Raw genomic sequence first — 24,746 nt, 5'->3', positions numbered from 1 at the left:
AAACCATCGTCCAGATGGACCAAAGGCCGGCGATGCACTAACACTCGAACTGGACCACTCGGGTGGGGCTGATCAGTGCTTTGTCGAAGAGATCAGTCGTTACCGAGCTTCGTGGAAGAACAGTCCATTCAATTCGATGGTTTGAAGCATCCCATGTTGCGTCGAGCAACCCGATTACAGGATGCATCATCAGGCGGCCCAAGGAAACACGCGAAACTGGCACGCCACCATCAATAAGCCTTTGACTTAACTGCTCGACTAGCCCGCCAAGGTCAGCATCAAAAAAGGCCAGCTTTTGCAGCCAATCTGCAATGCGGTCGAAAACATCCGCCATAACGTACACCTCTGCCACCATCTTGTTACAGCCGGAGGCTCGTGTCATTTGGTTTGTCTTCGAACTCTCAATTCTCTTGCAATTGGTTTGGAAATTCTGACACGCGTACGCTCCCGATACTCAGACGAACGTCAGGTTCGAGCCCCAAGTGACCGATGCTGCGCGATCGACCGACGGCGGCTGTGCGCAGAAAGCTGACTTTACAAAGTCTCGCGCTCGGCCCATCGAGGATGAATATCAACTGGCAAATTTCTGCCGGGAAACAGGCCGGGCTCTTTTCTTAAGCCACAAGATCGCCATAAAACTAGTCAACTCCACAAACCGTCAATGTAATTTCTTGAAAAACAGCGACAGCAAAACGAATACGAAACGGCGGCGCATGCGAGGTACTGCTCGCGCTGCGTTTGCGATGGGGCTTATTGCTCTTGTTTCTGCCTGCGCTCAGGGCTCAAGCGACTCGGATCTCGATCCAGAACGTCAGGCTATGGCATTGCGCGAGGTCTCTCAAAAACAAGCTCGAGGGCAAAGGGTATGGTGCGTACCCTACGCACGTAACCTCAGCGGTATCGAAATTCGCGGAAACGCCAAGGACTGGTGGGGGAAGGCGCGCAATACTTTTGAGCGAGGCAATGAACCGGTTGTTGGTGCGGTCATGTCATTTCGAGCAACCCGAGGGATGCCGCTTGGTCACGTGGCCGTCGTATCCGATGTCGTCACTGACAGAGAAGTCATCGTGAACCACGCCAACTGGCACCGCAACAAGGTATCATTGAAAATGGGCGTCAAGGATGTATCCAAAAACAATGATTGGACATTGGTCCGCGTTGAAAGCCATCCGGGCCGGTATGGCAGCTTCTACCCGGTGAACGGGTTCATTTATCCCAAAGTTGGCGAATAATTTTATTCAATTGTGAACCGCATACTGTGCGTATCCGACGGATGGGTCACAAGCGGCTCAGCAGTGCACGCGGGCCAGTGACGGAAAAGGTCCGCAAATCGGATAATCTTCGCGGTAGAGCGAATGACCGCATCGAGCCCCCCGTAGAAGTGAAGAATTTACGCTGCGAGCGCTCGTAGCAAGATTACTCGCCGCACCGCCGAAAATCACCCGCTGCATGACAGAGGAAAATGCGGACGTTCAGGCAGAACGCAGCGAGATTGCGATCCGGAATGACCGGGTCCCGGGGCAAAACAACCGCTCTCGACATACGAATCAGCCAGTAAGTCGGATGCAAATTTGCAAAAACTCGCGGCCGCTCACTCCTCCCTCTAAAATCACTTCAACCTGGAGCAATCTCTTACCAATCGAGACACCTTGAAGCTGACATGCAACGCTACCCTCGGCGAGTGGCGCGAGCTTGGTGCAGCAAAAAGGCAGCTATTTGGGGCTGGCCGAGAATGCTTTGAGTTTGTTTGATGACACTCTCTCGAAGCTTTTTGAACACCTAAGCGACGACAGGTTTTTGCCGTCGCTTCGCCATTCCGCGAACTCAGTTCAGGACTTTAGGTAGGTGTTAAACCAATCAATGGTGCGGTCCCAGGCCAAGTTTGCCATTTCCTCGTCATAACGAGGCGTGCTGTCGTTATGAAAGCCGTGGTTGGCATTTTCGTAGATGTAGGCCTCGTAAACCTTATTATTGGATTGCAGCGCAGCTTCGAATTCCGGCCAACCTGCGTTGATGCGTTCATCAAGCTCTCCCATCTGAATCAGCAACGGTGCCTGAATTTTAGCCACATCCTCAGCGGCCGGCTGCCGGCCATAGAATGGCACGCCGGCGGCCAATTCGGGGTACGCCACGGCAATTGCGCTGACCACACCACCGCCATAGCAGAAACCTACAGCGCCAACTTTCCCAGTACAGTCTTCCCGGTTCAACAGGTATTCGAAGCCATTGAAGAAATCATTCATCAGCTCGACCCGGTCGACGGTCTTCTGCAACTCGCGCCCATCAGCGTCGTTACCGGGATATCCGCCCACCGACGTTAGGCCGTCGGGAGCCAGTGCCATAAAGCCTGATTTCGCCAAGCGTCGCGCCACATCTTCGATGTAGGGATTCAGGCCGCGGTTTTCGTGTATCACGAGCACCCCGGGCAGGGGTTCTTCCACACCAGCGGGACGAACAAGGTAGCCTCGGACATCACCCGTTCCGTTCGGAGAAGGGTAGGTTATGTAGTCTGCGTGGATATCGGGATCGTTGAACGACACCTGCTGTGCCAGCGCATAGTTCGGACTGAGCATGTTCAATAACGCGGCAGCCGTTAAGCCGCCAACCGCGAATTTTCCGGCGCGGTCCAGAAATTGGCGTTTGGTGATCTTTCCGTGCGCATAATAGTCGTACAGATCCAGCAGTTCCTGATCGAAGTCTTTTGCCTTCATGCGATTCATGGTCAATCTCCTGATGAGGTGGTGGTTCAATCCATGGGATACTATCAGTTCAAAGGGTTATGGTTTGTTCGAAGTTCTAGGCAGGTCGGCTAAGACATTGCCGATGCGGATTCCTTTTTTGTGTGCTGCTCGCGCAGAACGTTCTTTTGGACTTTGGCCATTGTGTTTCGTGGCAACTCTTGGACGAGTTCGTAGCGACGCGGATGTTTGAAGCGCGACAGCCTTTCCCCGACGGTTGATGCAATCTGATCCGTGTCGAGCTCTACGCCTGGCTCAGCAACCAGAGCGGCGATGATCTTTTCCCCGAAGTCGTTGTCAGGGACGCCAAAAACTGCCGACTCCAGTACGCCATCGATGTCGTTTAAAACGTCTTCGATTTCCTTGGGGTAGACGTTGTAACCGCCTGTGATGATGAGGTCTTTTGAACGACCTACAATCGACAGGTAGCCATCCTCGCTGTATTTGCCCAGATCCCCGGTGATAAAGAATCCATTCTCGCGAAGTTCTACAGCGGTTTTTTCAGGCATCTGCCAATAGCCTTGGAAAACATTAGGGCCGCGTATTTCGATCATTCCTACCGCCCCTCTGGGCAGTTGCTCACCGGTTTCAGGATCAGTAACGATCACCTCGATGCCGGGCAATGCCATGCCAACAGTTCCTGCGCGACGTTCGCCAGTATACGGGTTCGAGGTGTTCATGTTTGTCTCGGTCATACCGTAGCGCTCTAGGATGCGGTGGCCTGTGCGCGCTTCGAACGCCTGATGGGTTTCGGTCAGCAATGGGGCAGAGCCCGACACGAACAACCGCATGCTCCCCACGATCTCTTTGGTGAACCCGTCATCCGCCAGCAATCGAGTGTAGAAAGTGGGGACACCCATTAGAAGGGTTGAATGCGGTAGTTCCTCCAAGATCAGGCCAATATCAAATTTTTCCATCAACCGAACTTCGGACCCGGCGACTAATGACGTGTTCATCGCCACGAAAAGCCCGTGCGTGTGAAAGATCGGCAGCGCGTGAACCAAGCGATCGTTGTTTGTGATAGCCCACAAATCCGCGAGAGCTTGCGCATTGGTCAAAAGGTTCTGGTGGCTCAACATTGCGCCCTTAGAGCGACCCGTGGTTCCCGACGTATAAAGCAAAGCCGCAAGGTCGTCCGGGGCGCGATCAACGGATTCAAACTCGCGGGGCTGCGCGTCAGCCTGGCGGCTTAAGCTTGATATTTCACCACCAAGGGTAAGCAGCCTTGCGCCATACCGATCCGCCAGTGTTTTGATCTCGGCTGCGTCGTTGTCGTCGCAGACGATCACCGCAGGCTGGGCGTCAGATGCGAAGTAGTCCAATTCTGCCATTGTGTAAGCAGTGTTTAGCGGCGAATAGACAGCACCTGCCTGAACTGAAGCAGCATAGAGTGCAATCGTATCGGCCAACTTTGGGGCCTGCACAACGATGCGGTCGCCAGGAGAAACTCCGTTGTTCTGCAAAACATGCGCGATCTGTGCCGCGCGTTTCAGAAACGCGTCATATGACACTACCTCTCCGTCATCGAGTAGCAGGAACGGAACCTCGTTTCCCGCGTGGTGGGCAAACAAGCTGTCGTAGAGAGTGTTAGTCACGCTGGATTTTCCTCTGGTCTGGCCGCAAGTACTGCGGTTGAAGCCGCGCGCACGGAACGCGAGGTTTCGATTGTGGCGTGCGCCACAAATTCTTCGTGGTTACGTTCAGTCTTTTTCAAGTCGTAAAGGTAATTGACCATTGCGCCGCCGGATTGGGATCGTCCGTTCTGCGACGGATCGGCCCCGGCATGCAGTTCGTGAAGCTCGGCGCCATTGCCCAGGTGAAAGCGGGCCACAGGATCCAGCGGCATCCCATCTTCGCGCTTGGCGAGTAACAGGTATCGGGCGGCCATCGCCCGCACGTCCTGCGGAGGGGCTGTTCCCGCAAGTACGGCTTCGGCAGCATGGCCATGCTCGGGATGCCCTGTTTCGCCAGCTAACCACCGGTTCATACCAGGTATCGGAGACAAGGTCACAAATGTGTCGAGGCCCGGAAGCTCTCGCGAGAGTTCGGTCACAACCTGTTTGATCAGCAGGTTTCCAAAGCTGATACCCGTTAAACCCCTCTGGCAGTTTGAAATTGAGTAGAATGCGGCGATTGTTGCCTGTTCTGGTTCGATCGGTTCTCGAACTTCCGACAAAAGCACATCAATCGCGTTCGGAATCTCAGTCGTCAAAGCGACTTCGACAAAAATCAGCGGCTCATCCGGCATTGAGGGATGAAAAAACGCAAAACAGCGACGGTCGGGAGGGAATAGCCGGCGCCGCAGGTCGTCCAGATCATGAATCTGATGGACGGCCTCATACGCGACGATCTTGTCCAGAACGCGGGCTGGTGTATCCCAACTGATTTGTTTGAGGACTAGAAAACCCCGGTTGAACCAGCTTCGCAGTAAATGCACGAAATCTACATCTGTGCGCTTGAGTTCGGGGTTGGATTTGAGAAAACGCAACAGGTCAACGCGCATTGCCACAAGCTCTTGCGTCGCGCCGGAGGGTTGATTCAGACGGCGCAGCAATTCTTGCCGTTTGGGTTCGGCCGCCTCGCTAAGCTTTTTATACAGATCGACACTTCTATACTCGGCATAATGACGCGCCGTCTCAGACAGTTGATCCGCGTCTAACTCAAGCTGGTCATTCAAATAGGCGAAGAAGTCCAGTTTTTCCGGGTCGTCCAAGGTCTGGTATCGATCCAGTATCGTTGATGCGAGCGCGAAACCTGATACTTCACCTTCCGCAGACAAGAGTGCTTCACATAGCTCCGATATGGATCGCTTATCATCTATGCCCCGCTTTTTGCCGGGGCGGTCGAACAGCTGATCAAGCAGATCGCCCAGAAACCAGTTCCGCTGCATTTCACGACTCCATCTGACTGCTCAGATAGTCACCTGTTCGACGGTAATGATCGATCAAATGCCGCGTTGCGCTTTCTGCATCTCGATCCAGTGCTGCGTCCAAAATTTCCTGATGCTCTGCGTTGATATCGCGCTTTTTGTAACTCGACCCGCCAGCCGCCAGATAACGATAGCGGATGTTCAGATCGTAAAGCTGCGAGCAATACCGCAAGAGTAATGGAAGCCTCGCATTGTCCAACAAGGCCATGTGAAACGCCTTGTGTGCGTCTTCAAAGTCGTGTGCCCCTTTTTGGCTCGCCTTCTTCATATGGTGGTGCCGCAAAACAAGCCTGTCTTCCCAGGCCGAGTTTGCATTGGCGATGGACGTACGCAACGCGGTTTCTTCAAGATTGCATCGCAACATAAGGATTTCCTCGAAGTTGCATTTGCTAACTGGTGCCGCCCTGAAGCCGCGCTGGTCAATTCGTTCCACCAACATATCCGATGTCAAAAGGCTTAGTGCTTCGCGAACCGGGCTTGCGCCGGTGTCCAGCATCCCGCGGAGCTGTTCGATCTTGAGCTTTTGACCGGGCGGCAGCTCGCCAGTCAGGATCATTTCGCGCAGTTTTCGATACGCACCATGAGTGGCGGATGTCTCTTTGCCCTCGGTATCAAGCATGGCATCCATGTCTGGCATTCCCTTCTTCGTGGCGCAGTCTATTGGGAGCTCTTAGCTGAGCGTGCTCGTTCCAGTCGATAGTCCGATTGAGATGTTCAGCGAGCCCTCGTTTATCAGCCATCGCCGAAGTACAAAGCTGCGTGCCCCGCTTTTGTGCATCGGGTCATCTTCTGCAAGCTTTCGGGCGGCTTCGAGACTGTCGGCCCTATAGATGATGAGGCCAATGCCCTGCATATGCTCGCCGGTTTCATCCGACATGGGACCTGCAAAAGCCAGCTGCCCCGAATGTTCAAGCTTCGCCTGATACGCCAGGTGATCCGGCAGTGAAGCCTTTACGTCTTCGGGCGCTTTGGCTGGCGTGCTCAGTGCGACGTAAAGCTCCAAAGCAAGCGCACCGCGGCTTTTTGCTTCTGATTTGTAGTCTGCCCAAGCAACCATTCGCGGCCTCCAAAAATATCGATATTATTTGACATATGGCAAAATAGTCGGCAAAAATCAAGCAAGCTAACATGGAAGGTGACAATGAAATACCTGGTGGGAGAGACTTCGGAAGGCACAGCGGTTTTTGCCGTGAACGGTGAAAACGCAGTGAATCTAACGGCTTTGGACCCTGCCGTCGGTTCCGACTTGATGGGTTTGATCAGCAAGCCTGGCCTGGCCGACTCGCTGGCTGAAAAAATCACCTCGGCAGATAGTGTGCCGTTATCCTCAGTCACACCGGCGTTGCCCGTGGCGTCACCCGGCACGATCATTTGTATGGGTTTGAACTATACGGATCACATCAAAGAGGGCGGCTACGACATCCCCGAATATCCAACGCTGTTCATGCGCGGTAAGAATTCGATCATGGCGGCAGGCCAGCCTATGGTGCGGCCTGCGTGTTCGGAAAAACTCGACTACGAAGCCGAACTAATGCTGATCGTTGGAAAACGCGGCCGCCATATCTCGGAGCAGGACGCGCTGGATTATGTCTTTGGCTACACTGTATTCAACGATGGTTCGCTGCGGGACTATCAGCGCAAAACCGTTCAGTGGACGCCCGGCAAAAACTTTGATGACACGGGCGCGATCGGTCCTTTCACCGTGACGCCGGATGAGTTGCCGGAAGGGGCATCTGGTCTGAAGATCGAAAGCCGTGTGGGCGATGAAATCCTGCAAAGCTCGAATACGGCCAATATGATTTGGGGTGTCCGGCAGGTAATTGCGACGATTTCGGAATATACTACTTTGGAGCCGGGGGATCTGATTGCGCTGGGCACGCCGCCTGGTGTGGGACACGCCCAAAAGCCCAATCCCCGTTGGTTGAAGCCCGGCGAAACCGTTGAGGTCGAGATTGAAGGCATTGGAATTTGCGCCAGCCCAGTCATTGACGAAAAAGACGCCAAGTCCAAGGTGGCCGCAGCATGACCGCACCAACCGGGGCAGAGCTGGAAGAACTTCGCGCCAAGGCGCAGCAAGATCATCGTGATCTGCGCGAGCGCATTCCGCGTTTGTCCGACGATGCGATTGCCTTGATCCTTCGCGAGTCCAGGTCTCACTATGCGTGGACCGACCAGCCAGTTTCTGACGATCTGCTCGAAGAGATTTATGACATCACGATCAACGGTGCGACCAGCATGAATACGCTGCCCGCCCGCTTCGTTTTCGTGAAAAGCGCCGAAGGAAAAGAGCGGCTTGCCAAGTCGTTGAAGCCTAAGAACGTTCCAAAAATGATGGATGCGCCGGTCACGGCGATCATTGCCTATGACATGGACTTCTGGAAGGAATTGCCCTTTCTTTTCCCGCATGAAGACCGACGGCCATTGTTTGAGAACAATCCCGAATATGTAGCCGATACAGCGTTTCGCAATGGAACGCTTCAGGGCGCTTACTTCATGATCGCCGCCCGAGCGGTAGGGTTGGATGTCGGTGCGATGTCAGGCTTTTCGAACAAGATCGTCGACGAGGAGTTCTTTGCAGGAACAACGCTCAAGTCGAACTTTTTGTGCAATTTGGGCTACGCAGATGAAACGGGACTGTTTCACAAGCTGCCTCGCTTCCCATTCGAAAAGGTTTGCTCTTATGCATGAGGAGGTGACCCTGTGGCCATGAAAGTGAAACCTGTCGTTACGTATCGCACGACAGCTCAATGCCCGACGCACGCGCGCACCGAGATTCCCATTCGTGATTTGGATGTTGTCGTCGACGAACCGGTCGAACGGGGCGGAACAAATCTTGGCCCGTCTCCGACCGAAACCGCAATGGCAGCGCTGATCGCCTGCACCAACGTCATTGGGCACAAGAACGCGCACCGTTTGGGAATTGATCTTGGCACAGTGACGATAGACGCGAAATGCAGGTTGGATCGGCGCGGCGTCCTGATGGAAGAAGAGATCGATGTTCCGTTTCCGGAAATTGAACTCACCGTGAATTGTGAAACACCCGCCAGTCAGGAGGAGCTGACACGCGTTGGTGAGGAAACGGCCAAATACTGTGCCATCGCAAAGCTGTTCGAAGCGGCAGGCACTGACCTGACCGTCAACTGGGTCAAAACAAGCAGCTAAAAGTCAATAGACCCGACTTTCTGGGAGGAGAGAAATGAAAAACTGGACCAAACGCAGCCTTGTTGCGGCTGCTGTGGCAAGCGTCATGGCGATGCCTGCCAAGGCGGAAGAGACCATTTCAGCCGTTGTGATTGATGGGTACCCAGATCGGGCCCTATGGGTGAAGGAATTCACCAATTTCTTCATTCCAGAAGTGGACAAGCGGCTGGCTGAGTCCGGTAACTACAGGATGAATTGGCAAGAGAACTATGGCGGTTCGATCGTCAAGCCGAAGGGTGTTTTGGAAGGTGTCCAGCTTGGCCTTGGAGATATTGGGATCGTCACAACGATCTTCCATTCTTCAAAGCTTCCCAGTCAGGGTATCTCGGGTTCGACGCCCTTCGTTGCATCCGACGCCCGTGCTGTGGCCAAAGCCGTGGATGAAATCGCGCGTGAGTTCCCGGCGATGCAAAATGAGTTTGCCGCGCAGAACCAGGTTTACCTGGCAACTGGTGTCGTGCTCGATACCTATCAGGTTTTCTGTACAGAGCCGGTTTCGGCTGTTTCAGATCTGGAAGGCCGAAAAGTGGCCGGAGCTGGACTGAACCTCAGATATCTTGAAGGCATCAAAGACGCGGCCGGGGTGCGTGGTGGCCTGACCGATTTCTACAATATGCTTCAAACTGGCCTAGTCGATTGTGCGATGCTTTGGCCCGAGGCTGCCAAAACATTCAAGATCGCCGAAGTAGCTCCTTACATGCTCAAAGCTGACTTGGGTGCGGTGAATTCCAAGACGATAACTGTGAATTCTGACTATTGGGCAAAGTTGCCGGACGAAGTCAAAGACGTTCTTAAGGCCGTCGCCATCGACTACCGTGATCATGTGGCCGGTATCGCCATGGACCGCGCCGCGGCCTCAAGGGATGCCTATACCGAAGCCGGCGGAACGATTGTCGAAGTTTCGGACGAAGAACGAGCGGCTTGGGCCAACGCTATGCCAAATGTTGCACAGGAATGGGCAGCCACCCTGAATGAAAACGGAGAACAAGGCGACGCGATTTTGGCCGCTTACCTCGGCAAGCTGCAGGACGCCGGTTTCACCGGAGTTCGTGACTGGACGGCCAAATAACCAGTTGGCGATCCACGAAAGGGGCCTCTCATGCTGAAGACCGCAGTTGCTGGCTTGTCGCGGGTCGCCAATTCGCTTGCAATCGCCGCCAACGCATTGGGTACGCTCGTCGTCCTTGCGCTGGTGGTCATTCTGAATGTTGACGTCATTGCACGGGGTCTGTTTTCGGCCCCGCTGCGCGGAACCTATGAGATGGTGCAATTCTCGGTCGTGATGATCGTGTTCCTGCAGCTGGCCGACGTGGTCAGAGTGGATCGATTGACACGCTCGGACGGGTTTTTGAACCTGCTACACCATCGTCGCCCCGGTCTGACAGCCAATCTCAGGCGCATCATCAACGCGATTTCCGCAATCTTCATGGCCCTGATCGCTTATGTAACCTTCCCGGAATTTCTTCTTATGTGGGAGACACAGGACTACTTCGGAGTACCGGGTCTTTTCACATTGCCTTGGTGGCCGGTCAAACTGGTCATCGCGTGCGGTACCGCGCTTGCCTGCGTGATCTTCCTGCTCAAGGTCGTCACGGCGCAGGACCGCCCACAACTTGTCCGCACCCCAGAGCATGACGAGGCCGCAAAATGACTCCGATCGAGATTGGCCTGATCTCGGTCATCGCCATCGTCTTTCTGATTTACGCGGGCGTTTACATTCCTATCGCTCTGGGCGTGGTCTCGTTCGTGTCGATCTGGCTGATGCGGGACAACTTCACGCTTGCGCTCAACCTGTTGAAAGTGGCGGTTGGCGATAGTGCGATGGAGTATAGTTTTGCGACCATCCCGCTGTTTACTTTTATGGGGCTGATTGTTTCGAAGGCGGGTTTGGGTCGCGACATTTACGAAGTCATGACCATGCGGTTTCGAAAGGTCAAAGGCGGTATCGGTATGGCAACTGTCGGAGCCAACGCCGTCTTTGCCGCAGTTACCGGTTCGTCAATTGCATCTGCATCCGTTTTTACCAAAGTCTCGGTCCCGCAAATGATGGCGCAGGCTTATAACCCGCGCTTTGCGGTTGGGGTAGTAGCAGGGTCTTCGGTCCTGGGGATGATCATCCCGCCGTCGGCAATGCTGATCATCTATTCCTTCGTCGCCGAACAATCCGTTGGGGACATGTTTCTGGCGGGGGTCATTCCTGGGATAATGCTGGCAATCGCTTATGTCGGCGCAATTTGGGTCATGGGGCGCTTCACCCCAGCTTTCGTCGGTGGTCGTGTTGTTGAAGACACTGAGTGGATGTCTGGGCGCGAGATCGCCTCCAAGACACTGCCGACACTGTTCATTATTACCATCGTTCTTGGTGGTATCTATACGGGTTGGTTGACAGCAGTAGAAGCAGGGGCCGCCGGAGCTTTTGTCGCGCTAATCATAGCGGTTGCCCGCAAGTCGATGTCACCACGCGCATTCTGGGACGCATTGCTGGAAACCGGGCACATCACGGCGGCGATCCTGTTCCTGATTACGGCGGCTTCAATATACAGCCGAATGCTGGGACTGGCCGGGCTGCCCAATCAACTGCAGGATCTGCTCGCGGGCAATTCCGCATCTTTCTGGTCGATCATGCTGCTCTATGTTCTTCTGATGCTGTTCCTGGGAACACTGCTCGACACCGCGTCGATCATTCTGATCGTTGTTCCGTTGTTCCTGCCCATGGCTGAGGCGCTGGATATGTCGCTGATCTGGTTCGGCATTATCACCGTGGTCGGAGCCGAAATCGGTCTTTTGACACCGCCTTTGGGCATATCCTGCTTCGTTATCAAATCCACGATCAACGATGACCGCATATCACTCAAAGACGTGTTCATGGGCGCAATTCCCTTTGCGTTCGTGATGCTGATCGTTCTGTTCATTCTGATCGAGTTCCCGATCCTCAGCCTTGCCCTGATTTAAGGAGGCCAAGATGCGCTCTGTCACCAAAGACAATATCACTGACGTCTTCATGGGGTACCTGTCCAAAGACACCGATCCACGGATGCGTGAAATCATGGGCACTCTGGTCAAACACCTGCACGATTTCGCACGGGAAACCAACCTGACGCATGACGAGTGGCGGGCCGGGATTGCGTTTCTGGAAGGCTGCGCCGCGGTGGAAACCGAGGATAGGCATGAATTCGTGCTAGCCTCGGACGTGTTGGGCCTGTCGTCATTGGTTGACATGCTGCATTCCAGCCCTGACGCGACCAGCTCGTCTGTGTTGGGGCCATTCCATGTCTCGGGCGCCCCCCCGCTGCCGATCGGTGGCGATATGAAACGTAACTATGGAGGGCCGGTTCTGCTGGCCGAAGGCGTGATCCGGGATTCAAGGGGCAATCCGATTGCGGGTGCCGAGCTCGACATCTGGCAAACAGCGCCAAACGGGCTCTACGCCAGTCAGGATGAGGAACAGGATATCTACTCTTTTCATGGCTTGATGACGGTCGGCTCAGATGGCCGTTACGCTTTCACCACAGTCAAACCAGTCGAATACACGGTGCCATCTGATGGGCCAGTCGGAGACATTCTGCGAGCCTGTGGTCGCCATCCCTGGCGACCGTCGCACCTGCATTACATCGTCAAAGCTCCCGGTTATCGTACTTTGGTGACCGAGATATTTCCCGACGATGATCCCTATCTGGATGAAGACACGGTGTTTGGCGTGCGCGACGATCTAGTGATGACCTATGTTGAACGCCCAGCTTCTGAATTTCCTGATGGCATGGAGCTTTCTGGTAAGATCACTGAACCTTTCTTGCATGTGAATTTCGACGTGACGCTTGCCAAGGACTGATTGACAGATAGGAGGCTTGAGGTGCTGAAACGTATCTTCATTTTGGGCGCTGTGCTGTTTTGCAGTGCCGCCATCGCACAAGAGCGCCCCATCTTCGACGCGCATATTCATTACAGCCACGACGCCGTCGAACTGGTGCCACCAGAACAGGTGGCTAAAATCCTTCGGGATGCGGGAGTGCGGAAAGCGCTAGTATCCAGCTCAGACGACAATGGCACTCAGCTGTTGTTGGCCGCGGCACCGGACATCGTCGTTCCAGCGTTGCGCCCGTACCGTCGTCGCGGCGAAATCAACACCTGGATGCACGATGAAACTTTAATTGACTATCTGGAAGAAAACCTGGCCAAAAACGACTACGAAGCTATCGGCGAGTTTCACGCTTACGGCGACGATATCAAAACGCCGGTCATCCAGCGTATGATTGCACTGGCCAAAGAGCGGAACCTCATTTTACACCACCACGGTGATCGAGAGGCAGTTGACCTAATCTTCGAAACTTGGCCAGAGGCGCGGGTTTTGTGGGCGCATTCTGGCTTTGATGACCCGGCCAGTGTGTCTGACGCGTTGGATACCTATCCCAGACTTTGGGCGGACTTGGCTTTTCGGTCGGATATGGTTTCACGCGGCCGATTAGACCCGGATTGGAAGGCCGCGTTCGAGGCGCATCCCGATCGGTTCATGGTCGGTACGGACACATTTGCGCCGGAACGTTGGTACTATGTTGGCCCCCACGCAGATTTTTCGCGTGAATGGCTGGATCTGCTGCCGGATCGGATCGCAGACAACATCGCCTATGCCAACGCTGAACGTTTGCTGGCATCAGAATGATCCGTTGGGTTGTATGGCTTCTTGCTTCACCTGGCGCAGCAATTGCTTGTGACGCTGTGGGGCAACGCATGGGGTCGGAAGCCCCAGATGCGCCTGAGGTTTATTTGGATGTCATCGAAATTCCGTTGGCCCAACCGTTTTCCGTTCTGATTTCAGTCTGCGGTGAAGCAACAGCACATGAGATGCATGTTGATGCAATCATGCCCGCTCATCAGCACGGGTTGAACTACGCTCCCGAAGTTTCGCCATTGGGCGACGGAAAGTTCCGGGTCGATGATTTGCTGTTTCACATGCCGGGACTTTGGGAACTGCAGGCTGACGTTGATATTGGAGGGCGATCGTTGTCCTACACGTCAGAGATTACGCTCAAATGAAGTTCTGGACTTTAACCGCGCTAATGACGCTTCCGGCTACTGTACACTCAGAAATTCTATTGTCCGAAGATGAAATACAGCAAACGCTTTCCTTCGGGCCGTGGCCGCCAACATACCAGCCAGACCCCAGTAATCGCGTTTCAGGTGACTCAAGAGCTATTTCGCTCGGCGCGGCTTTGTTCAACGATCCGGTGCTGTCGGTAGACGGCGCTTTTTCTTGCGCGAGTTGTCACGACCCCGAACAGGCATTTGCAACATCCGAGGCGCGGGCGCTCGGCCGTGTCAGGTTGGATCAGAACACCCCATCCCTGAGAAACCTTGCGGGTCTGCGCTGGTACGGTTGGGGCGGCAAGAGCGATAGTCTCTGGGCAGCAAGTCTGCATCCGATCATCGAAGAACAAGAGATGGCTCATAGCAGCGAAAGTCTAAAGGCGGCAATTTCCGAGAGTTCTTATGCTGCTGATTTTGAGTCCATTTTTGGCAATATCCAAAATCAAGACCCGGAGTTGGTGCTGGTCAACACTGCCAAGTCTCTATCAGCCTATTTGGAGACGCTTAGAACCGAGCGGACACAATTTGACAGTTTCCGCGATGCGCTGGAACGCGGAGATCTGTTGGCGGCTGCGAACTATCCCGAAGCTGCTCAGAGAGGTCTAAAGCTCTTTCTGGGGCGCGGGAAATGTGCCCTTTGCCACAATGGCCCGGCATTTTCCAACAATGAATTTCACGACGCCGGGGTGCCTTACTTCCTAAGCGAAACCGAAGTCGATGAAGGACGGTTCGGCGGGTTGAACTTCCTGTTTTCAAGCGTCTACACACTGGACGGGGAATGGAACGACGATCCCGCCAAGCAAGGTGCATGGGCGGTTCGCAGTGTGCGTAGGCGTCATTCTGATTTTGGGACCTTTCGTACGCCAAGCCTGCGGGGAGTGGCTGAAACTCCGCCCTACATGCACGACGGCAGTTTGATCGACTTGGATGCGGTGGTCCGGCACTACAGCGAGCTTGATACCGAAAGGCTGCATGCCGACGGTGAGGCCATACTTGCAGAATTGAGCTTGTCCGAGCAGGAGATCGCCGATCTCGTTACGTTTTTGGAGACTTTGTCCGACGTTACATGGCGTTGAAATACTCTATTTCAGCCTAAGTGCCGCCCGAGTTATGCGGCACGCCGCATTTGGTTGACCCCATCTCCACGTCAGAGAGTGTGGCCATCAATCCAAGGTCGTTGCTGTCGTCCGAATGATCTATGCCGAATACCTTGTCGGCTACCGTGGTTGGGCCGTTCCCGAGTGAAATATCGTATTGCTCCAGCGCCTACCCACAAAAACTCTCGTCACGGGTCGCTTCGCATCCTGCAAGGCTGCACTAAGGCAATTGGGTTGGGCGCTATCAACAAACGGCAAATGGGCAGGTGACTCAACAACCACCTCGAGAATTCCCACCTGCCGTTTCGACGACTCGACCTCGCGTTACAGCGTTTCAAACACATGCGATATCTATAGAAATTTGCCGCCTTCAAATCCTCTGAATTTGACCACCTCAACTAGGAAAGATCGCTAACCAGCCCGGGCACCTTCAGGCTGATCCGCGCCGCCGGTCTCAGCGAGTGTTGTCAACTCTGTTCCGGACGGGTTTGGGGTTGCCGCGGTAAACTGAGACTAATTCGAATTCGCCTGACAGCGCCGCTACTCATTCCCGCCACCCTGCACTTAACTTTTCCGTCACGGGTTTCTGTCGACATTACCGTGGGTTGTGCCGCCTTCCTCAATCGGAGACGGCCCGATTTGCAGATTGAGGGCGCATTCTCGATGCAAGTCTCTGTTCCTTTTTTCGGACCAGGCCAGAGATTATTCGCTTGGAGGAAAAGACTGCATTCGGTTTCCGCTGCCGCTGCGGAATCTGCAGGATCTTGAGCACGAGCGCTGCATCGACGTGACCAATAATTCAGTACGGTCCTAGCGGCGGTTTGCGCACAGTTTGCGGCTGAGATGCGCAGGTAACACTTCCAGCTTATGCGCGGATATTCCAATTGGCGATGGCGCTTGGATGAGATGTTTGTGGGGATCAACGGCGACCGGCACTGCCTTTGCGGAGACTGGTTCTCATCCGTCCGACACCACGTTCCGGAAGACTGTTGGTTGTCCGCCCTAGGCCAAATCCAAAGTCACTCCGCAGCGATCGCTTTTTCTTGCTGAGTCTTTTCGCCTTCAACCAACAAAGTGCGGGTTGGAAACGGAATATTGATATCGGCTTCGTCCAGTGCCTCTTTGACCTTGCGCTTCATGTCTGCCTGGTATTGGAAGTAGTCCGAAGACTTGCACCAAACGCGGACAAGAAAATCGACGCTGCTGCTGCCAAGATTGTTCACCTGGATGAACGGTTCTGGGTCGGCCAGTGAACGAGCGTCCGACGTGATCGTGTCGCGAATTACACGCTCGGCCTCCGTCAGGTTGACGCCGTATCCAACGCCGAACGTCCACTCGGCACGACGGGTCTCGTAGACGGAATAGTTCTTGATGGTGTTTCCCCACACCTCGGCGTTGGGAACGATAACCTTGACATTCCCCATATCCGCAATTTCGGTATAGTTCAGGGTGATGTCTTTGACGGTTCCGAGCACCCCATTCACGTCGACGAAATCCCCGATCTTGAGTGGCCGGAACAGGATGATCATCACGCCGGCTGCAACGTTGGACAATGTGCCTTGCAGCGCAAGTCCAATGGCCAAACCCGCGGCACCGATCAGCGCGATGATCGACGTGGTCTGCACCCCGAACGTGTTCAGAATGAACAGCCCCGTAAACGCCAGAATCGTATAGCGCGCCAGATTGCCGAGAAAGTTGAACAGCGTATCATCCAGGCGTTCCGATTTTTCACCGACGCCCCGGATCTTCCGGCTGACATATCTTGAAATCACAAGCCCAAGAACCAGAAGGATCAGCGCCGCAATCGTGTTCGCGACGAGGCCAAGAAGGGCCTCGAGCGTCAGCAGGTCGCTTAGCGATTTCCCGTCATAAAGTTCGGTATTCAGAACTTGCGACAGCTCGGCCCAAACGGTGTTCGTCACGGTCTCTGCGGTCTGTGCAATCTCGTTTTCCATGGTATTCCTCGTGTGTCATCGCCGGAGTGTGAGTGTCTTGCAGCGCGGCCCAGCTGCGTCAGACCTCGATCACGGCGCTAGAGGCAAAGAACATGGCCTGGCTGACGGCCGATTTGACCTGTTCTTCAGTGTAGGGTTTGGAAATCAAAAAGGCCGGTTCGGGCCCTTTGCCCGTCAGAAGGCGCTCGGGGAAGGCGGTGATGAAAATGACGGGGCAATCGCCGTGCTGGGCAATGATGCGGTTCACCGCATCGATCCCGCTGGATTTGTCCGCCAGTTGGATGTCTGACAGGATCAAGTCGAACGGCTCGCGCTCGGCCAGTTCGATGGCGGCGGTTTCGGTGCGTGCGACCCCGGTGACCCGGTGGCCCAGGTCGGAGACCATCGTTTCAAGATCCATCGCGATGATTGCTTCGTCTTCGATGATCAAAATGCGACCGGATGTGTGGCGGGCCATTTCATCGTAGGCGATATCGATCAGCTTCTGAGCCTCGGCGGGTTCTATCTGCATGATCGCGGCGATATCGCTGACCGAGAACTCTTCGACCGTGCGCAGCAGCAAGGCCTCGCGCGTGTTCGGCGTCAGGCGTGCCAACTGGGCGTGAGCGCGCGATTGAATGTCAGAACTGCCGCCATCGGTGTCAATAGGCATTCCCGACGTTGACCAGATGCTGTGAAAAACACGAAACAACGCGACCCGCGGCGTGAGATCGGCATCGAACTGGGCGGGATCTGCAAGGATCGCTTCAAGCGATGCAGCGGCGTAGGCGTCGCCACTGTCCTGTGAGCCAGTGAGGGCACGGGCATAACGGCGCAGAAACGGCAGCAGCGGGCCAATTTGATCTGCGACGGAAACTCCGGTCAGCTCAGTCATCTATGTTTTCCTCATTTTTTTCTCTAAACTCGGGAACCAAACGCATACTGGGGCGTTATGGTTCCAGCAAAAGTAAAAATTTTTGATGATGCCATGACAAAACCACAGCCCAGCCGAGAACATCGGCAAGAAATAGAACAAAGGATCGACGAGAACCTCAAGCGGGCTTTCGATGAGGTTGCCAGCGAACCGGTTCCGGATCGGTTCGTCGATCTTCTTGAAAAACTGCGCAATCAGACCAGTGTTCCCAAGAGCGGTGACACGGGAGGCTCGGATGGTTGATCCCCGAGAAGAGCTTGTCGAACATATTGGCGCGATGCGTGCCTTTGCGATCAGCCTGTGCCGAAACGGGGCCACGGCCGATGACATCGTCCAGGACGCATTGATCAAGGCATGGAGTAATATCGACTCGTTCCAGGAAGGCACCAACATGCGGGCTTGGTTGTTCACCATCGTCCGGAACACTTATTTTTCCCTGCACCGCAAGCGCAAGCGCGAGGTCGAGGATGTCGATGGTGTCATGGCCGAGACCCTTTCGCAAAAGCCCGACCATGACGGACGTTTGGCCTTGAAGGATTTTGCGGTTGCTTTTGATCAGTTGACGGATGAGCAGCGCGAAGCGTTGGTGTTGGTCGGTGCACAAGGGTTTTCCTATGAGGAAGCGGCCGAGATGTGCGGCGTCGCCCTTGGAACGATCAAAAGCCGGGTGAACCGGGCCCGCGCGCAACTGGCCGAACTGATGGATTTGGAAGATGACGAACCCATCGAATTGACCGATGCGGTAACGGCGGCAATCGTTCAGACGCAACCGGCGGCCTGACGATCGATGGATGCGAAGCCGCGCAGCCTGACCGTCTATCTTGCCGCGCTGGTCACTCTGGCGCTTCTGCCGTTGGGCCTGATTGCCGTCCTCCAGACCCGTGCGGTCATCGCAGAAGCCGACGACAACTCGCGCTCCTCGGTTTTGGCCCGAACAATCGAGGCGGCCAGCCGGGAACAAGAGCTGTTGCAAAAGGCCGTGGGTGCCGGCGCCGGTTTGGCGGCGGCGCTGGCGGAGGTGCGGGAAGATGGGGTCGCCTGTTCCGCCCTTATGCAGCGGTTCCTGAAAAGTGCGCCGGAATTTGTATTTGCCGGGTTCATCCGACCCGACGGTATCATGGCGTGTTCGACAGCGGACGAAGTCATGGACCTGTCCGACGCTTCGGGCTTCTCCAAAATTATCGAAAACCCGCAGCTGACTTTTTCCGTCAACCGATCCGGCGCTGTTTCAGGGCAATCCGTGATTATCGTCACCCGACCGGTCATGGATCGGGCACAGCTGCTGGGGTTCGTATCCATATCCATCCCCCATGCCCTCGCCAGCATTCCTTTGGATGTCGAGGACCAAAAGAGCGACGTCGTCATTGCCCTGTTCGATGCGAGCGGTGAGGTGCTCTTGTCGAATGTCGGTCTGGACGAAGTGAGCGGCTATTTGCCTCCCGCGCCGGACAAGCGTTTGGTGCTTTCCAACTCGGGAAAGACGTTCTCTGACCGTACACCCCTTGGAGAGGAGCGTATCTTCGCGGTTGCGACGATCATTCCGGGTGAAGTCGCCGTGATTGGTAGTTGGCCACGAGACGTGGCCTTGGCTTCGGTCGGCGCCGGCAGTACCGCCCTGACCATTGCCTTCCCGATCCTTATGTGGGTAACGGGGCTGGGGGTGGCGCTGTGGGGCTTGCATCGGCTGGTGATCCGGCATCTCGACAGCTTGCGTTCGGCCGTGCGTCGTTTTGCGTTGGGTGAGCGCGATCCGATTGAAAGCCTGGAAGGGGCGCCGCAGGAGTTTCAGCAAATCCAGACTGCATTCAACCGCATGGTCTTGTTGATCCGCGAGGCTGAGGCACAGCACGAACGGGATCTTGTCGAAAAAACGCTGTTGTTGCGCGAGGTTCACCATCGTGTCAAAAACAACCTGCAACTGATCGCTTCGATCATGAACATGCATTTGCGCAAGGCTGAAACCCCCGAGGCCCGGCGCTTGCTGGAACAGTTGCAGCGTCGGGTTCGCGGCCTGGCCATGGTGCACCAAACCTTGAACCAGAACTCGCAGATGACGACGATCAACACCGAGGCTCTCATCGGGCATTTGGTGGCCGAACTGGCGCATCGACCGCCAATTCTGGGTCAGGTGGTCGAGGTCGACTGCCGGATCGCGCCGGTCGAACTGGGGCAGGATCAGGCCGTCACGATGTCGATGCTGGTGGCCGAGGCGCTGACGAACGCGGTCAAATACGTAGGCGTACCGCAGGACGGACCGCCGACAATCTCGGTGGAATTAACCCGACCCGAGGAGAGCATCTTGCATCTGAAAATCTCCAACACGCGCGGGCAGACAGACGACGGTGCGGATTTGTTCCACAGTGGCGGGATCGGTCAACGGCTGATGCAGGCCTTCCTTCGCCAATTGGACGGTTACGAAACCATAACCGAGACATCATCGCATTATGTATATGAGGTGACGTTCGAAATCGCCGAAGTAGAAGGGGATAGCGAACCACAGACCATTGCGGATGAGAGAGGCGGTGATGCCCGTGCCGCAGCAGAATGACTTTGAGGTCCTGATCACGGCCGAGCAAGCCTGGCCCGCCTTGGAAAAAGCGGTTCTGGAGGCCCGGCACCAGATCAAGGCAAGTTTTCGGATATTCGATTTCATGACACGGCTGCGCAGCGATGAGGCGCGCCGGATCGGCGATACCTGGTTTGACCTGATCGAGCATGTCATCCGCAAGGGTGTCTCGTTTCATTTGGTCATCAGCGATTTCGATCCGATCTTTGCGACCGAGTTACACGAACTGAGCTGGCGCACCAAACGGCAGGCAGTTGCGCTTGGGGAAATCCTTGGCCTAGAACTGGCCGCGCGCTTGAGCGTTCGCGTGTCCATGCATCCCGCGCAGGCCGGCGCATTGCCTTGGGCCACGCTGTTGCCCGCGGTTTTGCGAAAAAAGGCGCAGCGGATGCAGGAGCTGTCCCGCGAACGACGCGAACGGCAGGCGGTACGGCTGGGGTCGGACATGTTGCCCCGGCTTCACACCGTGTCGCACCATCAGAAAGTCGCCGTGATCGACAATGAGGTCTGCTACCTCGGCGGATTGGACTTGAACGAAAGGCGCTTTGACACACCGGATCACAACCGTCTGGCCAAGAACACCTGGTCAGACGTTCAATTGCTGGTCCGCGGACCCGAGGCCACCGAGGCCGCGCGCCATATCGACCGGTTCGAACATGAAATCGCAACCGGACAACCGGACCCCCAGACGACCCATCTGCGCCGCACCCTGTCCAGCCCGCGCCGGTTTGCGTTCTGGCGGCTGTCGCCAAAGACCATCGCGCATGAGATCGAGGACGAGCACATCGCCGCCTTTCAGGCCGCGCGGCAACTTCTGCACATCGAGACCCAGTATTTCAGATCAACCCGGCTGGCCGAGGCCTTGGCTGAGGCGGGCCATTCCAAGCAGGATCTGAAACTGGTGCTTGTTCTGCCAGCCTTGCCCGAGGAAGTGGCCTTTGGCGGGCATGACGGACTGGACGCGCAATATGGTTTGGACCTGCAGGCCAAATGCCTGGAGATCATCCAGCAGGGGTTCCAAGACCGGGTTTCGGTGTCGACCCCGGTCCAACCGATTTCAGCCAGTGGGGCCGATGCCAGCGCCGAGGTTCTGAGCGGGTCTCCGATCATTCACGTTCACAACAAAGTTCTGGTGGTGGATGACCATCATGCTTTGGTCGGGTCCGCCAACCTGAACGGACGGTCTTTGCGGTGGGACACAGAAGTCGCCCTTCGGGTAACCGACCGGCAGCGGGTTGCGGTTCTGCGGCAGGCCCTGGTGGACCATTGGTGGTTCTCGGATGATCTGAGCAAACCGATCGAGCCCGATTCCATGTTCGCGTGGTGGCAGCGAGAGGTTCGCGCCAACGGTGTGCGGCGCCCCGAAGCGCGCAGTGGTTTCTTGGTCCCGCATGACGCCGATGTCGCGCGCGACATGCGGCAACCGTTGCCGGGGGTTACTGAAAACATCGTCTAGGTGTTTTCGATCGAACTCATGACCTTGGGGTTCATCAACACGCCGAACCACAACAGGATCGGCAGCGCGACGATGGCCCCGACCGGCCCCCACAGCCAAAGTCCGAAGATGATGGCGATGAACACGACCAGCGGGTTCACCTGTAGACGCTGGCCGACGAAGGCGGGTGTCACGAATTGCGCCTCGGACAAATTGATTGCCAGGAAAACCAGCGGGGGCAACAAGGCCGCTGCCCCGCCGAACTGAGTCAAACCGGCAATCAGAAGGCCGGTCATGATCATCAGAGGCCCCAGATACAGCACAAAGTTCAGAAGGCCGGCGGCCACCCCCCAGATCACGGCGTCATTGATGCCTATCAGTCCCAAGGCCACGGCCGTTACCGTCCCAAGGCCAATATTGACCAACGTCACGGCAGCGAAATAGCGATAGACGGCGCGGTCGGCCAGATACAGCCGCTCTTTCAGGGGACCAGCTGCGGCATAGAGCTCGGGTCGGGTCAAAACGAAGAAGAACAGCGTGCCGATGAAAATCAGGATCTTTGATCCGAAATTGGGCGCCAGCCACAAAGCATCCATCACTGACGGAAGGGCGGACTCCGTTTCCGCTGCCCCATCGGCGCCGACGGTTTCCTCGATCTCGCGTCCAAGCGTTTCGATACCCCGAATGAATTCGGACATCGCAGCGACCCAAGAGCGCAACTCGCGTTTGATGGCAGGCAACTGTTCGACCAGCGCGGACAGCAATGGTTCGAGCAGCAGGAAAGCCGCGACGATGACGGTGCTGGTCACGAACAGCAGTGACGAAGCGGATATCACACGTGGGCAACCGACCTTCTCAAGCTTGTCGGCAAGCGGGGCGACCACGACCCCCAAAACCAACGCAAAGGTGATCGGAGCGACGATGGACCGGGCCAGGTACAAAGCGGTGATGATGGCGATCCCGGTCAGGATCGCCAACATTGCACGCAAGGCCGATGGAGAGCTGAAGGCAGTTGGCATGGGCGCGCTTCACTGACTGCGCAAAGCGTCAGAGGCCCGATCAGCCGCCTCATCCAGCCGTACACTGGCCGCGGCATGCAGCTTGTCCAGTTCTTCATTCAAAACCCTTTGGGCGTGTAGCATCAGCTGATCGCGCCGATGGCCCAGCAACTCGTCCTCTTTGCGGGTGTTGGGCAGCAGAGCACCAGCCAGAATACCTACGCCGAGCGCCAATGCTCCGGCCGCCAGCGGCTGATCATGAACGAAGGTTTGCGACGCCTTCGCCGCCTTCCGCGCACGCTTCTCGACCGCTTGCTGTGCACCGATTGCGGCCTTGCGCGCTTCGATCACACGGGCACGGGCTTGGGGTGAGAGCTTGTCCAGACCACGATCCAAGGCGGCGGACAGCACGCTGGCAGATTGGCTGTGTTCAGTCATTCCGGTCATCTCCTGTTTCATGCGGCTGTCGGCGTCGGCAACACGCCGGTCAAACCCGTCGAACGCCTGCTGCGGAGGTACGGCCTGGGGCGGGGATTGGGTGCTTTTTGCGCCAGACTCAGGACCCGCGACCAAAAGGGCTGCTCCTGCACCGAACAGAGCAAAGGCCGCCGGGTTTTTCCGGGCCGCGGACCAGAGCTGCGCACCGATCTGCCCGCCATAGGTTTCGAGCGTCGATTTCGCCTCGTCTGCCAGGCGCTGCGGTGCCAGCGTATCCGACAGAGCATTCAGCGAGCGCGCAAGGGCGCTGCGTTCATATGCGATCTGCGTTTCAAGGGGTGTCAGGTCAGACATGGGTCGACTCCTTCATCGCTTCGATGTCGCGCTGCAGGTTTTTCATGGCTTGCTCGGGAACCAAGGCGGTGGCGGACATGCGGGACCGGCCAAAAAGCGCCAGGCACGCAGCAACCAGTGCCAAGCCCGCGCCAACGAGCAACGAGGCCATACCCACCGATAAGCCATTGGCGGTGATATACGCGACCAGGGCTGTGGCCATGAGGTTCAGCGCGATCATCAACAGGATCAGAGCAATGCCAATGCAGGCCAGCCCTACGCCCGCTCGCGTCAGGTTTCGGGACAACTCCTCCCTCGCAAGCTTCGCCTCAGCCTGAAGCAAACCTGACAGATGTTTGAGCGCGTGTGCCAAAAGCCCCGGTGCAGATCGCAGATCGTTGGGGTTATGCATCGCGGCCACCATTCATTCGCGCCAACGCGCTGGTGTGGCCCGAGGTATCGACCGAGGTCCCATGCAGCGGCGACGGATCAATATCCCATGGATCTGCACCAAAAGATGCGGATTGAGCCGCGCCCGTATTGCGCGCGCTCAGAAAACGGGCTGCGGCAAACCCGGCCAGGGCAGCCGATCCGACGAACAACAGCGGGTTTTCCCGGGCGAAATCAGATACCTTTCGGCTCATACTGGCCAAGTCGGCAGAGCGCACCTGCCCAGCCACGGCCTCCATGTTGTCGGCAATCCTCGACAGGACCTGATGCTGCACAGATTGGTCGGGAAATGCATCGGCGGCTGCTTCGGCTGCATAAGCGGCACTCTCAGCCTCCTGCGCTGCGCTGTCTTTCAAGGATTCGGCCCGGGCCGATGCCTCGGCGGTCACGGTGTCCTTGACCTTGCCGGTCAAGTCCTGGGCATGGGCTTTCGCTTTCTCCGTGGTCTCGGTTCGACGTGGCATGGTTCAATCTCCTGTGTTGAGGTCTCGGTCCTCCAACGCATGGAAGGCGAGATTGTTCCCAAGACCAGTTCGAACGCCACTGAGGACAAATTTCGGTAACTGCCCGACCCCCTTTTTTCCGGGGCCAACGCAGAAATATCGCCGGCG

27 protein-coding genes are annotated in these 24,746 nt (G+C 56.1%); 15 read left to right on the top strand and 12 right to left on the bottom strand.

Going from position 1 to position 24,746, the window contains the following annotated elements; translation table 11 throughout:
• Positions 1 to 37: 37 nt before the first annotated feature.
• Positions 38 to 382 (bottom strand): hypothetical protein, encoded by a 345-nt coding sequence (locus AC2FNL_RS10115; RefSeq protein ID WP_377179933.1) that lies wholly within the window; start codon positions 380 to 382, stop codon positions 38 to 40.
• Positions 383 to 482: 100 nt separating this feature from the next.
• Between AC2FNL_RS10115 and AC2FNL_RS10110 the strand changes: the two genes are divergently transcribed.
• Positions 483 to 1,232 (top strand): CHAP domain-containing protein, encoded by a 750-nt coding sequence (locus tag AC2FNL_RS10110; RefSeq protein ID WP_496833428.1) that lies wholly within the window; start codon positions 483 to 485, stop codon positions 1,230 to 1,232.
• A gap of 597 nt (positions 1,233 to 1,829) precedes the next feature.
• On the opposite strand, the gene yghX is transcribed toward AC2FNL_RS10110, so the two are convergent.
• From yghX to AC2FNL_RS10085, 5 genes are all read right to left on the bottom strand, one after another.
• Positions 1,830 to 2,720 carry a YghX family hydrolase gene (gene yghX, locus AC2FNL_RS10105; RefSeq protein ID WP_496833426.1) on the bottom strand — a complete coding sequence of 297 codons (891 nt, stop codon included), beginning with the start codon at positions 2,718 to 2,720 and terminating at the stop codon, positions 1,830 to 1,832.
• 89 nt (positions 2,721 to 2,809) lie between these two features.
• Entirely contained in the window at positions 2,810 to 4,333 is a 1,524-nt protein-coding gene (locus AC2FNL_RS10100) for a malonate--CoA ligase (RefSeq protein WP_496833425.1), read from the bottom strand.
• Complete coding sequence (locus AC2FNL_RS10095) at positions 4,330 to 5,628, bottom strand: malonyl-CoA decarboxylase (RefSeq protein WP_496833424.1); 1,299 nt, start codon at positions 5,626 to 5,628, stop codon at positions 4,330 to 4,332. Before AC2FNL_RS10095 ends, AC2FNL_RS10100 begins: the two co-directional genes overlap by 4 nt.
• Position 5,629: 1 nt before the next feature.
• Positions 5,630 to 6,286, bottom strand: a complete 657-nt coding sequence (locus AC2FNL_RS10090; RefSeq protein WP_496833423.1) for a GntR family transcriptional regulator — start codon at positions 6,284 to 6,286, stop codon at positions 5,630 to 5,632.
• A 51-nt stretch (positions 6,287 to 6,337) separates the two neighbouring features.
• Entirely contained in the window at positions 6,338 to 6,724 is a 387-nt protein-coding gene (locus AC2FNL_RS10085; protein WP_170585915.1) for a YciI family protein, read from the bottom strand.
• Between the two features lie 84 nt (positions 6,725 to 6,808).
• Here AC2FNL_RS10085 and AC2FNL_RS10080 point away from each other — a divergent pair, with 84 nt between their 5' ends.
• Genes AC2FNL_RS10080 through AC2FNL_RS10035 form a run of 10 tightly spaced genes read left to right on the top strand, consistent with a single transcriptional unit; the run spans position 6,809 to position 15,026 of the window.
• The gene (locus AC2FNL_RS10080) at positions 6,809 to 7,693 is read left to right on the top strand and encodes a fumarylacetoacetate hydrolase family protein (RefSeq protein ID WP_496833422.1); all 885 of its coding nucleotides are present in this window, start codon (positions 6,809 to 6,811) and stop codon (positions 7,691 to 7,693) included.
• Positions 7,690 to 8,355: a malonic semialdehyde reductase gene (locus AC2FNL_RS10075; protein WP_176432412.1), complete on the top strand. Its 666-nt coding sequence runs from the start codon at positions 7,690 to 7,692 to the stop codon at positions 8,353 to 8,355. Before AC2FNL_RS10080 ends, AC2FNL_RS10075 begins: the two co-directional genes overlap by 4 nt.
• 18 nt (positions 8,356 to 8,373) lie before the next feature.
• Positions 8,374 to 8,829 carry an OsmC family protein gene (locus AC2FNL_RS10070; protein WP_093961649.1) on the top strand — a complete coding sequence of 152 codons (456 nt, stop codon included), beginning with the start codon at positions 8,374 to 8,376 and terminating at the stop codon, positions 8,827 to 8,829.
• A gap of 34 nt (positions 8,830 to 8,863) precedes the next feature.
• Positions 8,864 to 9,937: a C4-dicarboxylate TRAP transporter substrate-binding protein gene (locus AC2FNL_RS10065; RefSeq protein ID WP_170366813.1), complete on the top strand. Its 1,074-nt coding sequence runs from the start codon at positions 8,864 to 8,866 to the stop codon at positions 9,935 to 9,937.
• 30 nt (positions 9,938 to 9,967) lie between these two features.
• The gene (locus AC2FNL_RS10060) at positions 9,968 to 10,519 is read left to right on the top strand and encodes a TRAP transporter small permease subunit (protein ID WP_093961651.1); all 552 of its coding nucleotides are present in this window, start codon (positions 9,968 to 9,970) and stop codon (positions 10,517 to 10,519) included.
• The gene (locus tag AC2FNL_RS10055; RefSeq protein ID WP_496833419.1) at positions 10,516 to 11,820 is read left to right on the top strand and encodes a TRAP transporter large permease; all 1,305 of its coding nucleotides are present in this window, start codon (positions 10,516 to 10,518) and stop codon (positions 11,818 to 11,820) included. Before AC2FNL_RS10060 ends, AC2FNL_RS10055 begins: the two co-directional genes overlap by 4 nt.
• 10 nt (positions 11,821 to 11,830) lie before the next feature.
• On the top strand, positions 11,831 to 12,697 hold the full coding sequence (locus AC2FNL_RS10050) for a dioxygenase family protein (protein WP_496833418.1): 867 nt from the start codon (positions 11,831 to 11,833) through the stop codon (positions 12,695 to 12,697).
• Positions 12,698 to 12,718: 21 nt separating this feature from the next.
• Positions 12,719 to 13,525 (top strand): amidohydrolase family protein, encoded by an 807-nt coding sequence (locus AC2FNL_RS10045; protein ID WP_496833416.1) that lies wholly within the window; start codon positions 12,719 to 12,721, stop codon positions 13,523 to 13,525.
• Complete coding sequence (locus tag AC2FNL_RS10040) at positions 13,522 to 13,899, top strand: hypothetical protein (protein ID WP_496833415.1); 378 nt, start codon at positions 13,522 to 13,524, stop codon at positions 13,897 to 13,899. The genes AC2FNL_RS10045 and AC2FNL_RS10040 overlap by 4 nt, the downstream gene beginning before the upstream one ends.
• Positions 13,896 to 15,026: a cytochrome-c peroxidase gene (locus AC2FNL_RS10035; protein ID WP_496833414.1), complete on the top strand. Its 1,131-nt coding sequence runs from the start codon at positions 13,896 to 13,898 to the stop codon at positions 15,024 to 15,026. The genes AC2FNL_RS10040 and AC2FNL_RS10035 overlap by 4 nt, the downstream gene beginning before the upstream one ends.
• 1,040 nt (positions 15,027 to 16,066) lie before the next feature.
• Here the strand turns inward: AC2FNL_RS10035 and AC2FNL_RS10030 are convergent.
• On the bottom strand, positions 16,067 to 17,002 hold the full coding sequence (locus tag AC2FNL_RS10030) for a mechanosensitive ion channel family protein (protein ID WP_496833413.1): 936 nt from the start codon (positions 17,000 to 17,002) through the stop codon (positions 16,067 to 16,069).
• A gap of 58 nt (positions 17,003 to 17,060) precedes the next feature.
• Positions 17,061 to 17,876, bottom strand: coding sequence for a response regulator (locus tag AC2FNL_RS10025; protein WP_496833412.1), 816 nt, complete (start codon positions 17,874 to 17,876; stop codon positions 17,061 to 17,063).
• Between the two features lie 57 nt (positions 17,877 to 17,933).
• On the opposite strand from AC2FNL_RS10025, the gene AC2FNL_RS10020 reads away from it, so the two are divergent.
• The 4 genes from AC2FNL_RS10020 (at position 17,934) to AC2FNL_RS10005 (ending at position 21,937) form a co-directional block, all read left to right on the top strand.
• A complete protein-coding gene (locus tag AC2FNL_RS10020) occupies positions 17,934 to 18,158 on the top strand; it encodes a NepR family anti-sigma factor (protein ID WP_254430821.1) in 225 nt (74 codons plus the stop codon).
• Complete coding sequence (locus tag AC2FNL_RS10015) at positions 18,151 to 18,696, top strand: RNA polymerase sigma factor (protein WP_093961659.1); 546 nt, start codon at positions 18,151 to 18,153, stop codon at positions 18,694 to 18,696. The genes AC2FNL_RS10020 and AC2FNL_RS10015 overlap by 8 nt, the downstream gene beginning before the upstream one ends.
• A 363-nt stretch (positions 18,697 to 19,059) precedes the next feature.
• Positions 19,060 to 20,463, top strand: a complete 1,404-nt coding sequence (locus tag AC2FNL_RS10010) for a sensor histidine kinase (protein ID WP_496833410.1) — start codon at positions 19,060 to 19,062, stop codon at positions 20,461 to 20,463.
• On the top strand, positions 20,441 to 21,937 hold the full coding sequence (locus tag AC2FNL_RS10005) for a phospholipase D family protein (protein WP_496833409.1): 1,497 nt from the start codon (positions 20,441 to 20,443) through the stop codon (positions 21,935 to 21,937). Before AC2FNL_RS10010 ends, AC2FNL_RS10005 begins: the two co-directional genes overlap by 23 nt.
• Here AC2FNL_RS10005 and AC2FNL_RS10000 read toward each other — a convergent pair.
• From AC2FNL_RS10000 to AC2FNL_RS09985, 4 genes are read right to left on the bottom strand one after another with little or no spacing between them, the layout of a single operon-like run.
• Complete coding sequence (locus AC2FNL_RS10000) at positions 21,934 to 22,935, bottom strand: AI-2E family transporter (RefSeq protein WP_093961662.1); 1,002 nt, start codon at positions 22,933 to 22,935, stop codon at positions 21,934 to 21,936. The genes AC2FNL_RS10005 and AC2FNL_RS10000 overlap by 4 nt on opposite strands.
• A 9-nt stretch (positions 22,936 to 22,944) precedes the next feature.
• A complete protein-coding gene (locus AC2FNL_RS09995) occupies positions 22,945 to 23,706 on the bottom strand; it encodes a hypothetical protein (protein WP_496833407.1) in 762 nt (253 codons plus the stop codon).
• Positions 23,699 to 24,109: a phage holin family protein gene (locus AC2FNL_RS09990; RefSeq protein ID WP_496833406.1), complete on the bottom strand. Its 411-nt coding sequence runs from the start codon at positions 24,107 to 24,109 to the stop codon at positions 23,699 to 23,701. The genes AC2FNL_RS09995 and AC2FNL_RS09990 overlap by 8 nt, the downstream gene beginning before the upstream one ends.
• Entirely contained in the window at positions 24,090 to 24,599 is a 510-nt protein-coding gene (locus AC2FNL_RS09985; RefSeq protein WP_496833404.1) for a hypothetical protein, read from the bottom strand. Before AC2FNL_RS09985 ends, AC2FNL_RS09990 begins: the two co-directional genes overlap by 20 nt.
• Between the last annotated feature and the right edge of the window lie 147 nt (positions 24,600 to 24,746).

The sequence above is a fragment of the Ruegeria sp. CRTD044 genome, from assembly GCF_059613485.1.
This window is presented reverse-complemented; position numbering and strand designations above follow the sequence as displayed.

Bases quoted from the DNA above. Each gene is read 5' to 3' on its own strand.
- AC2FNL_RS10115 (WP_377179933.1), bottom strand. From the start codon at position 382: ATGACACGAGCCTCCGGCTGTAACAAGATGGTGGCAGAGGTGTACGTT.
- yghX (WP_496833426.1), bottom strand. From the start codon at position 2,720: ATGAATCGCATGAAGGCAAAAGACTTCGATCAGGAACTGCTGGATCTG.
- AC2FNL_RS10095 (WP_496833424.1), bottom strand. From the start codon at position 5,628: ATGCAGCGGAACTGGTTTCTGGGCGATCTGCTTGATCAGCTGTTCGAC.
- AC2FNL_RS10090 (WP_496833423.1), bottom strand. From the start codon at position 6,286: ATGCTTGATACCGAGGGCAAAGAGACATCCGCCACTCATGGTGCGTAT.
- AC2FNL_RS10085 (WP_170585915.1), bottom strand. From the start codon at position 6,724: ATGGTTGCTTGGGCAGACTACAAATCAGAAGCAAAAAGCCGCGGTGCG.
- AC2FNL_RS10080 (WP_496833422.1), top strand. From the start codon at position 6,809: ATGAAATACCTGGTGGGAGAGACTTCGGAAGGCACAGCGGTTTTTGCC.
- AC2FNL_RS10075 (WP_176432412.1), top strand. From the start codon at position 7,690: ATGACCGCACCAACCGGGGCAGAGCTGGAAGAACTTCGCGCCAAGGCG.
- AC2FNL_RS10070 (WP_093961649.1), top strand. From the start codon at position 8,374: ATGAAAGTGAAACCTGTCGTTACGTATCGCACGACAGCTCAATGCCCG.
- AC2FNL_RS10065 (WP_170366813.1), top strand. From the start codon at position 8,864: ATGAAAAACTGGACCAAACGCAGCCTTGTTGCGGCTGCTGTGGCAAGC.
- AC2FNL_RS10060 (WP_093961651.1), top strand. From the start codon at position 9,968: ATGCTGAAGACCGCAGTTGCTGGCTTGTCGCGGGTCGCCAATTCGCTT.
- AC2FNL_RS10055 (WP_496833419.1), top strand. From the start codon at position 10,516: ATGACTCCGATCGAGATTGGCCTGATCTCGGTCATCGCCATCGTCTTT.
- AC2FNL_RS10050 (WP_496833418.1), top strand. From the start codon at position 11,831: ATGCGCTCTGTCACCAAAGACAATATCACTGACGTCTTCATGGGGTAC.
- AC2FNL_RS10040 (WP_496833415.1), top strand. From the start codon at position 13,522: ATGATCCGTTGGGTTGTATGGCTTCTTGCTTCACCTGGCGCAGCAATT.
- AC2FNL_RS10035 (WP_496833414.1), top strand. From the start codon at position 13,896: ATGAAGTTCTGGACTTTAACCGCGCTAATGACGCTTCCGGCTACTGTA.
- AC2FNL_RS10030 (WP_496833413.1), bottom strand. From the start codon at position 17,002: ATGGAAAACGAGATTGCACAGACCGCAGAGACCGTGACGAACACCGTT.
- AC2FNL_RS10025 (WP_496833412.1), bottom strand. From the start codon at position 17,876: ATGACTGAGCTGACCGGAGTTTCCGTCGCAGATCAAATTGGCCCGCTG.
- AC2FNL_RS10020 (WP_254430821.1), top strand. From the start codon at position 17,934: ATGGTTCCAGCAAAAGTAAAAATTTTTGATGATGCCATGACAAAACCA.
- AC2FNL_RS10015 (WP_093961659.1), top strand. From the start codon at position 18,151: ATGGTTGATCCCCGAGAAGAGCTTGTCGAACATATTGGCGCGATGCGT.
- AC2FNL_RS10010 (WP_496833410.1), top strand. From the start codon at position 19,060: ATGGACCTGTCCGACGCTTCGGGCTTCTCCAAAATTATCGAAAACCCG.
- AC2FNL_RS10005 (WP_496833409.1), top strand. From the start codon at position 20,441: ATGCCCGTGCCGCAGCAGAATGACTTTGAGGTCCTGATCACGGCCGAG.
- AC2FNL_RS10000 (WP_093961662.1), bottom strand. From the start codon at position 22,935: ATGCCAACTGCCTTCAGCTCTCCATCGGCCTTGCGTGCAATGTTGGCG.
- AC2FNL_RS09995 (WP_496833407.1), bottom strand. From the start codon at position 23,706: ATGTCTGACCTGACACCCCTTGAAACGCAGATCGCATATGAACGCAGC.
- AC2FNL_RS09990 (WP_496833406.1), bottom strand. From the start codon at position 24,109: ATGGTGGCCGCGATGCATAACCCCAACGATCTGCGATCTGCACCGGGG.
- AC2FNL_RS09985 (WP_496833404.1), bottom strand. From the start codon at position 24,599: ATGCCACGTCGAACCGAGACCACGGAGAAAGCGAAAGCCCATGCCCAG.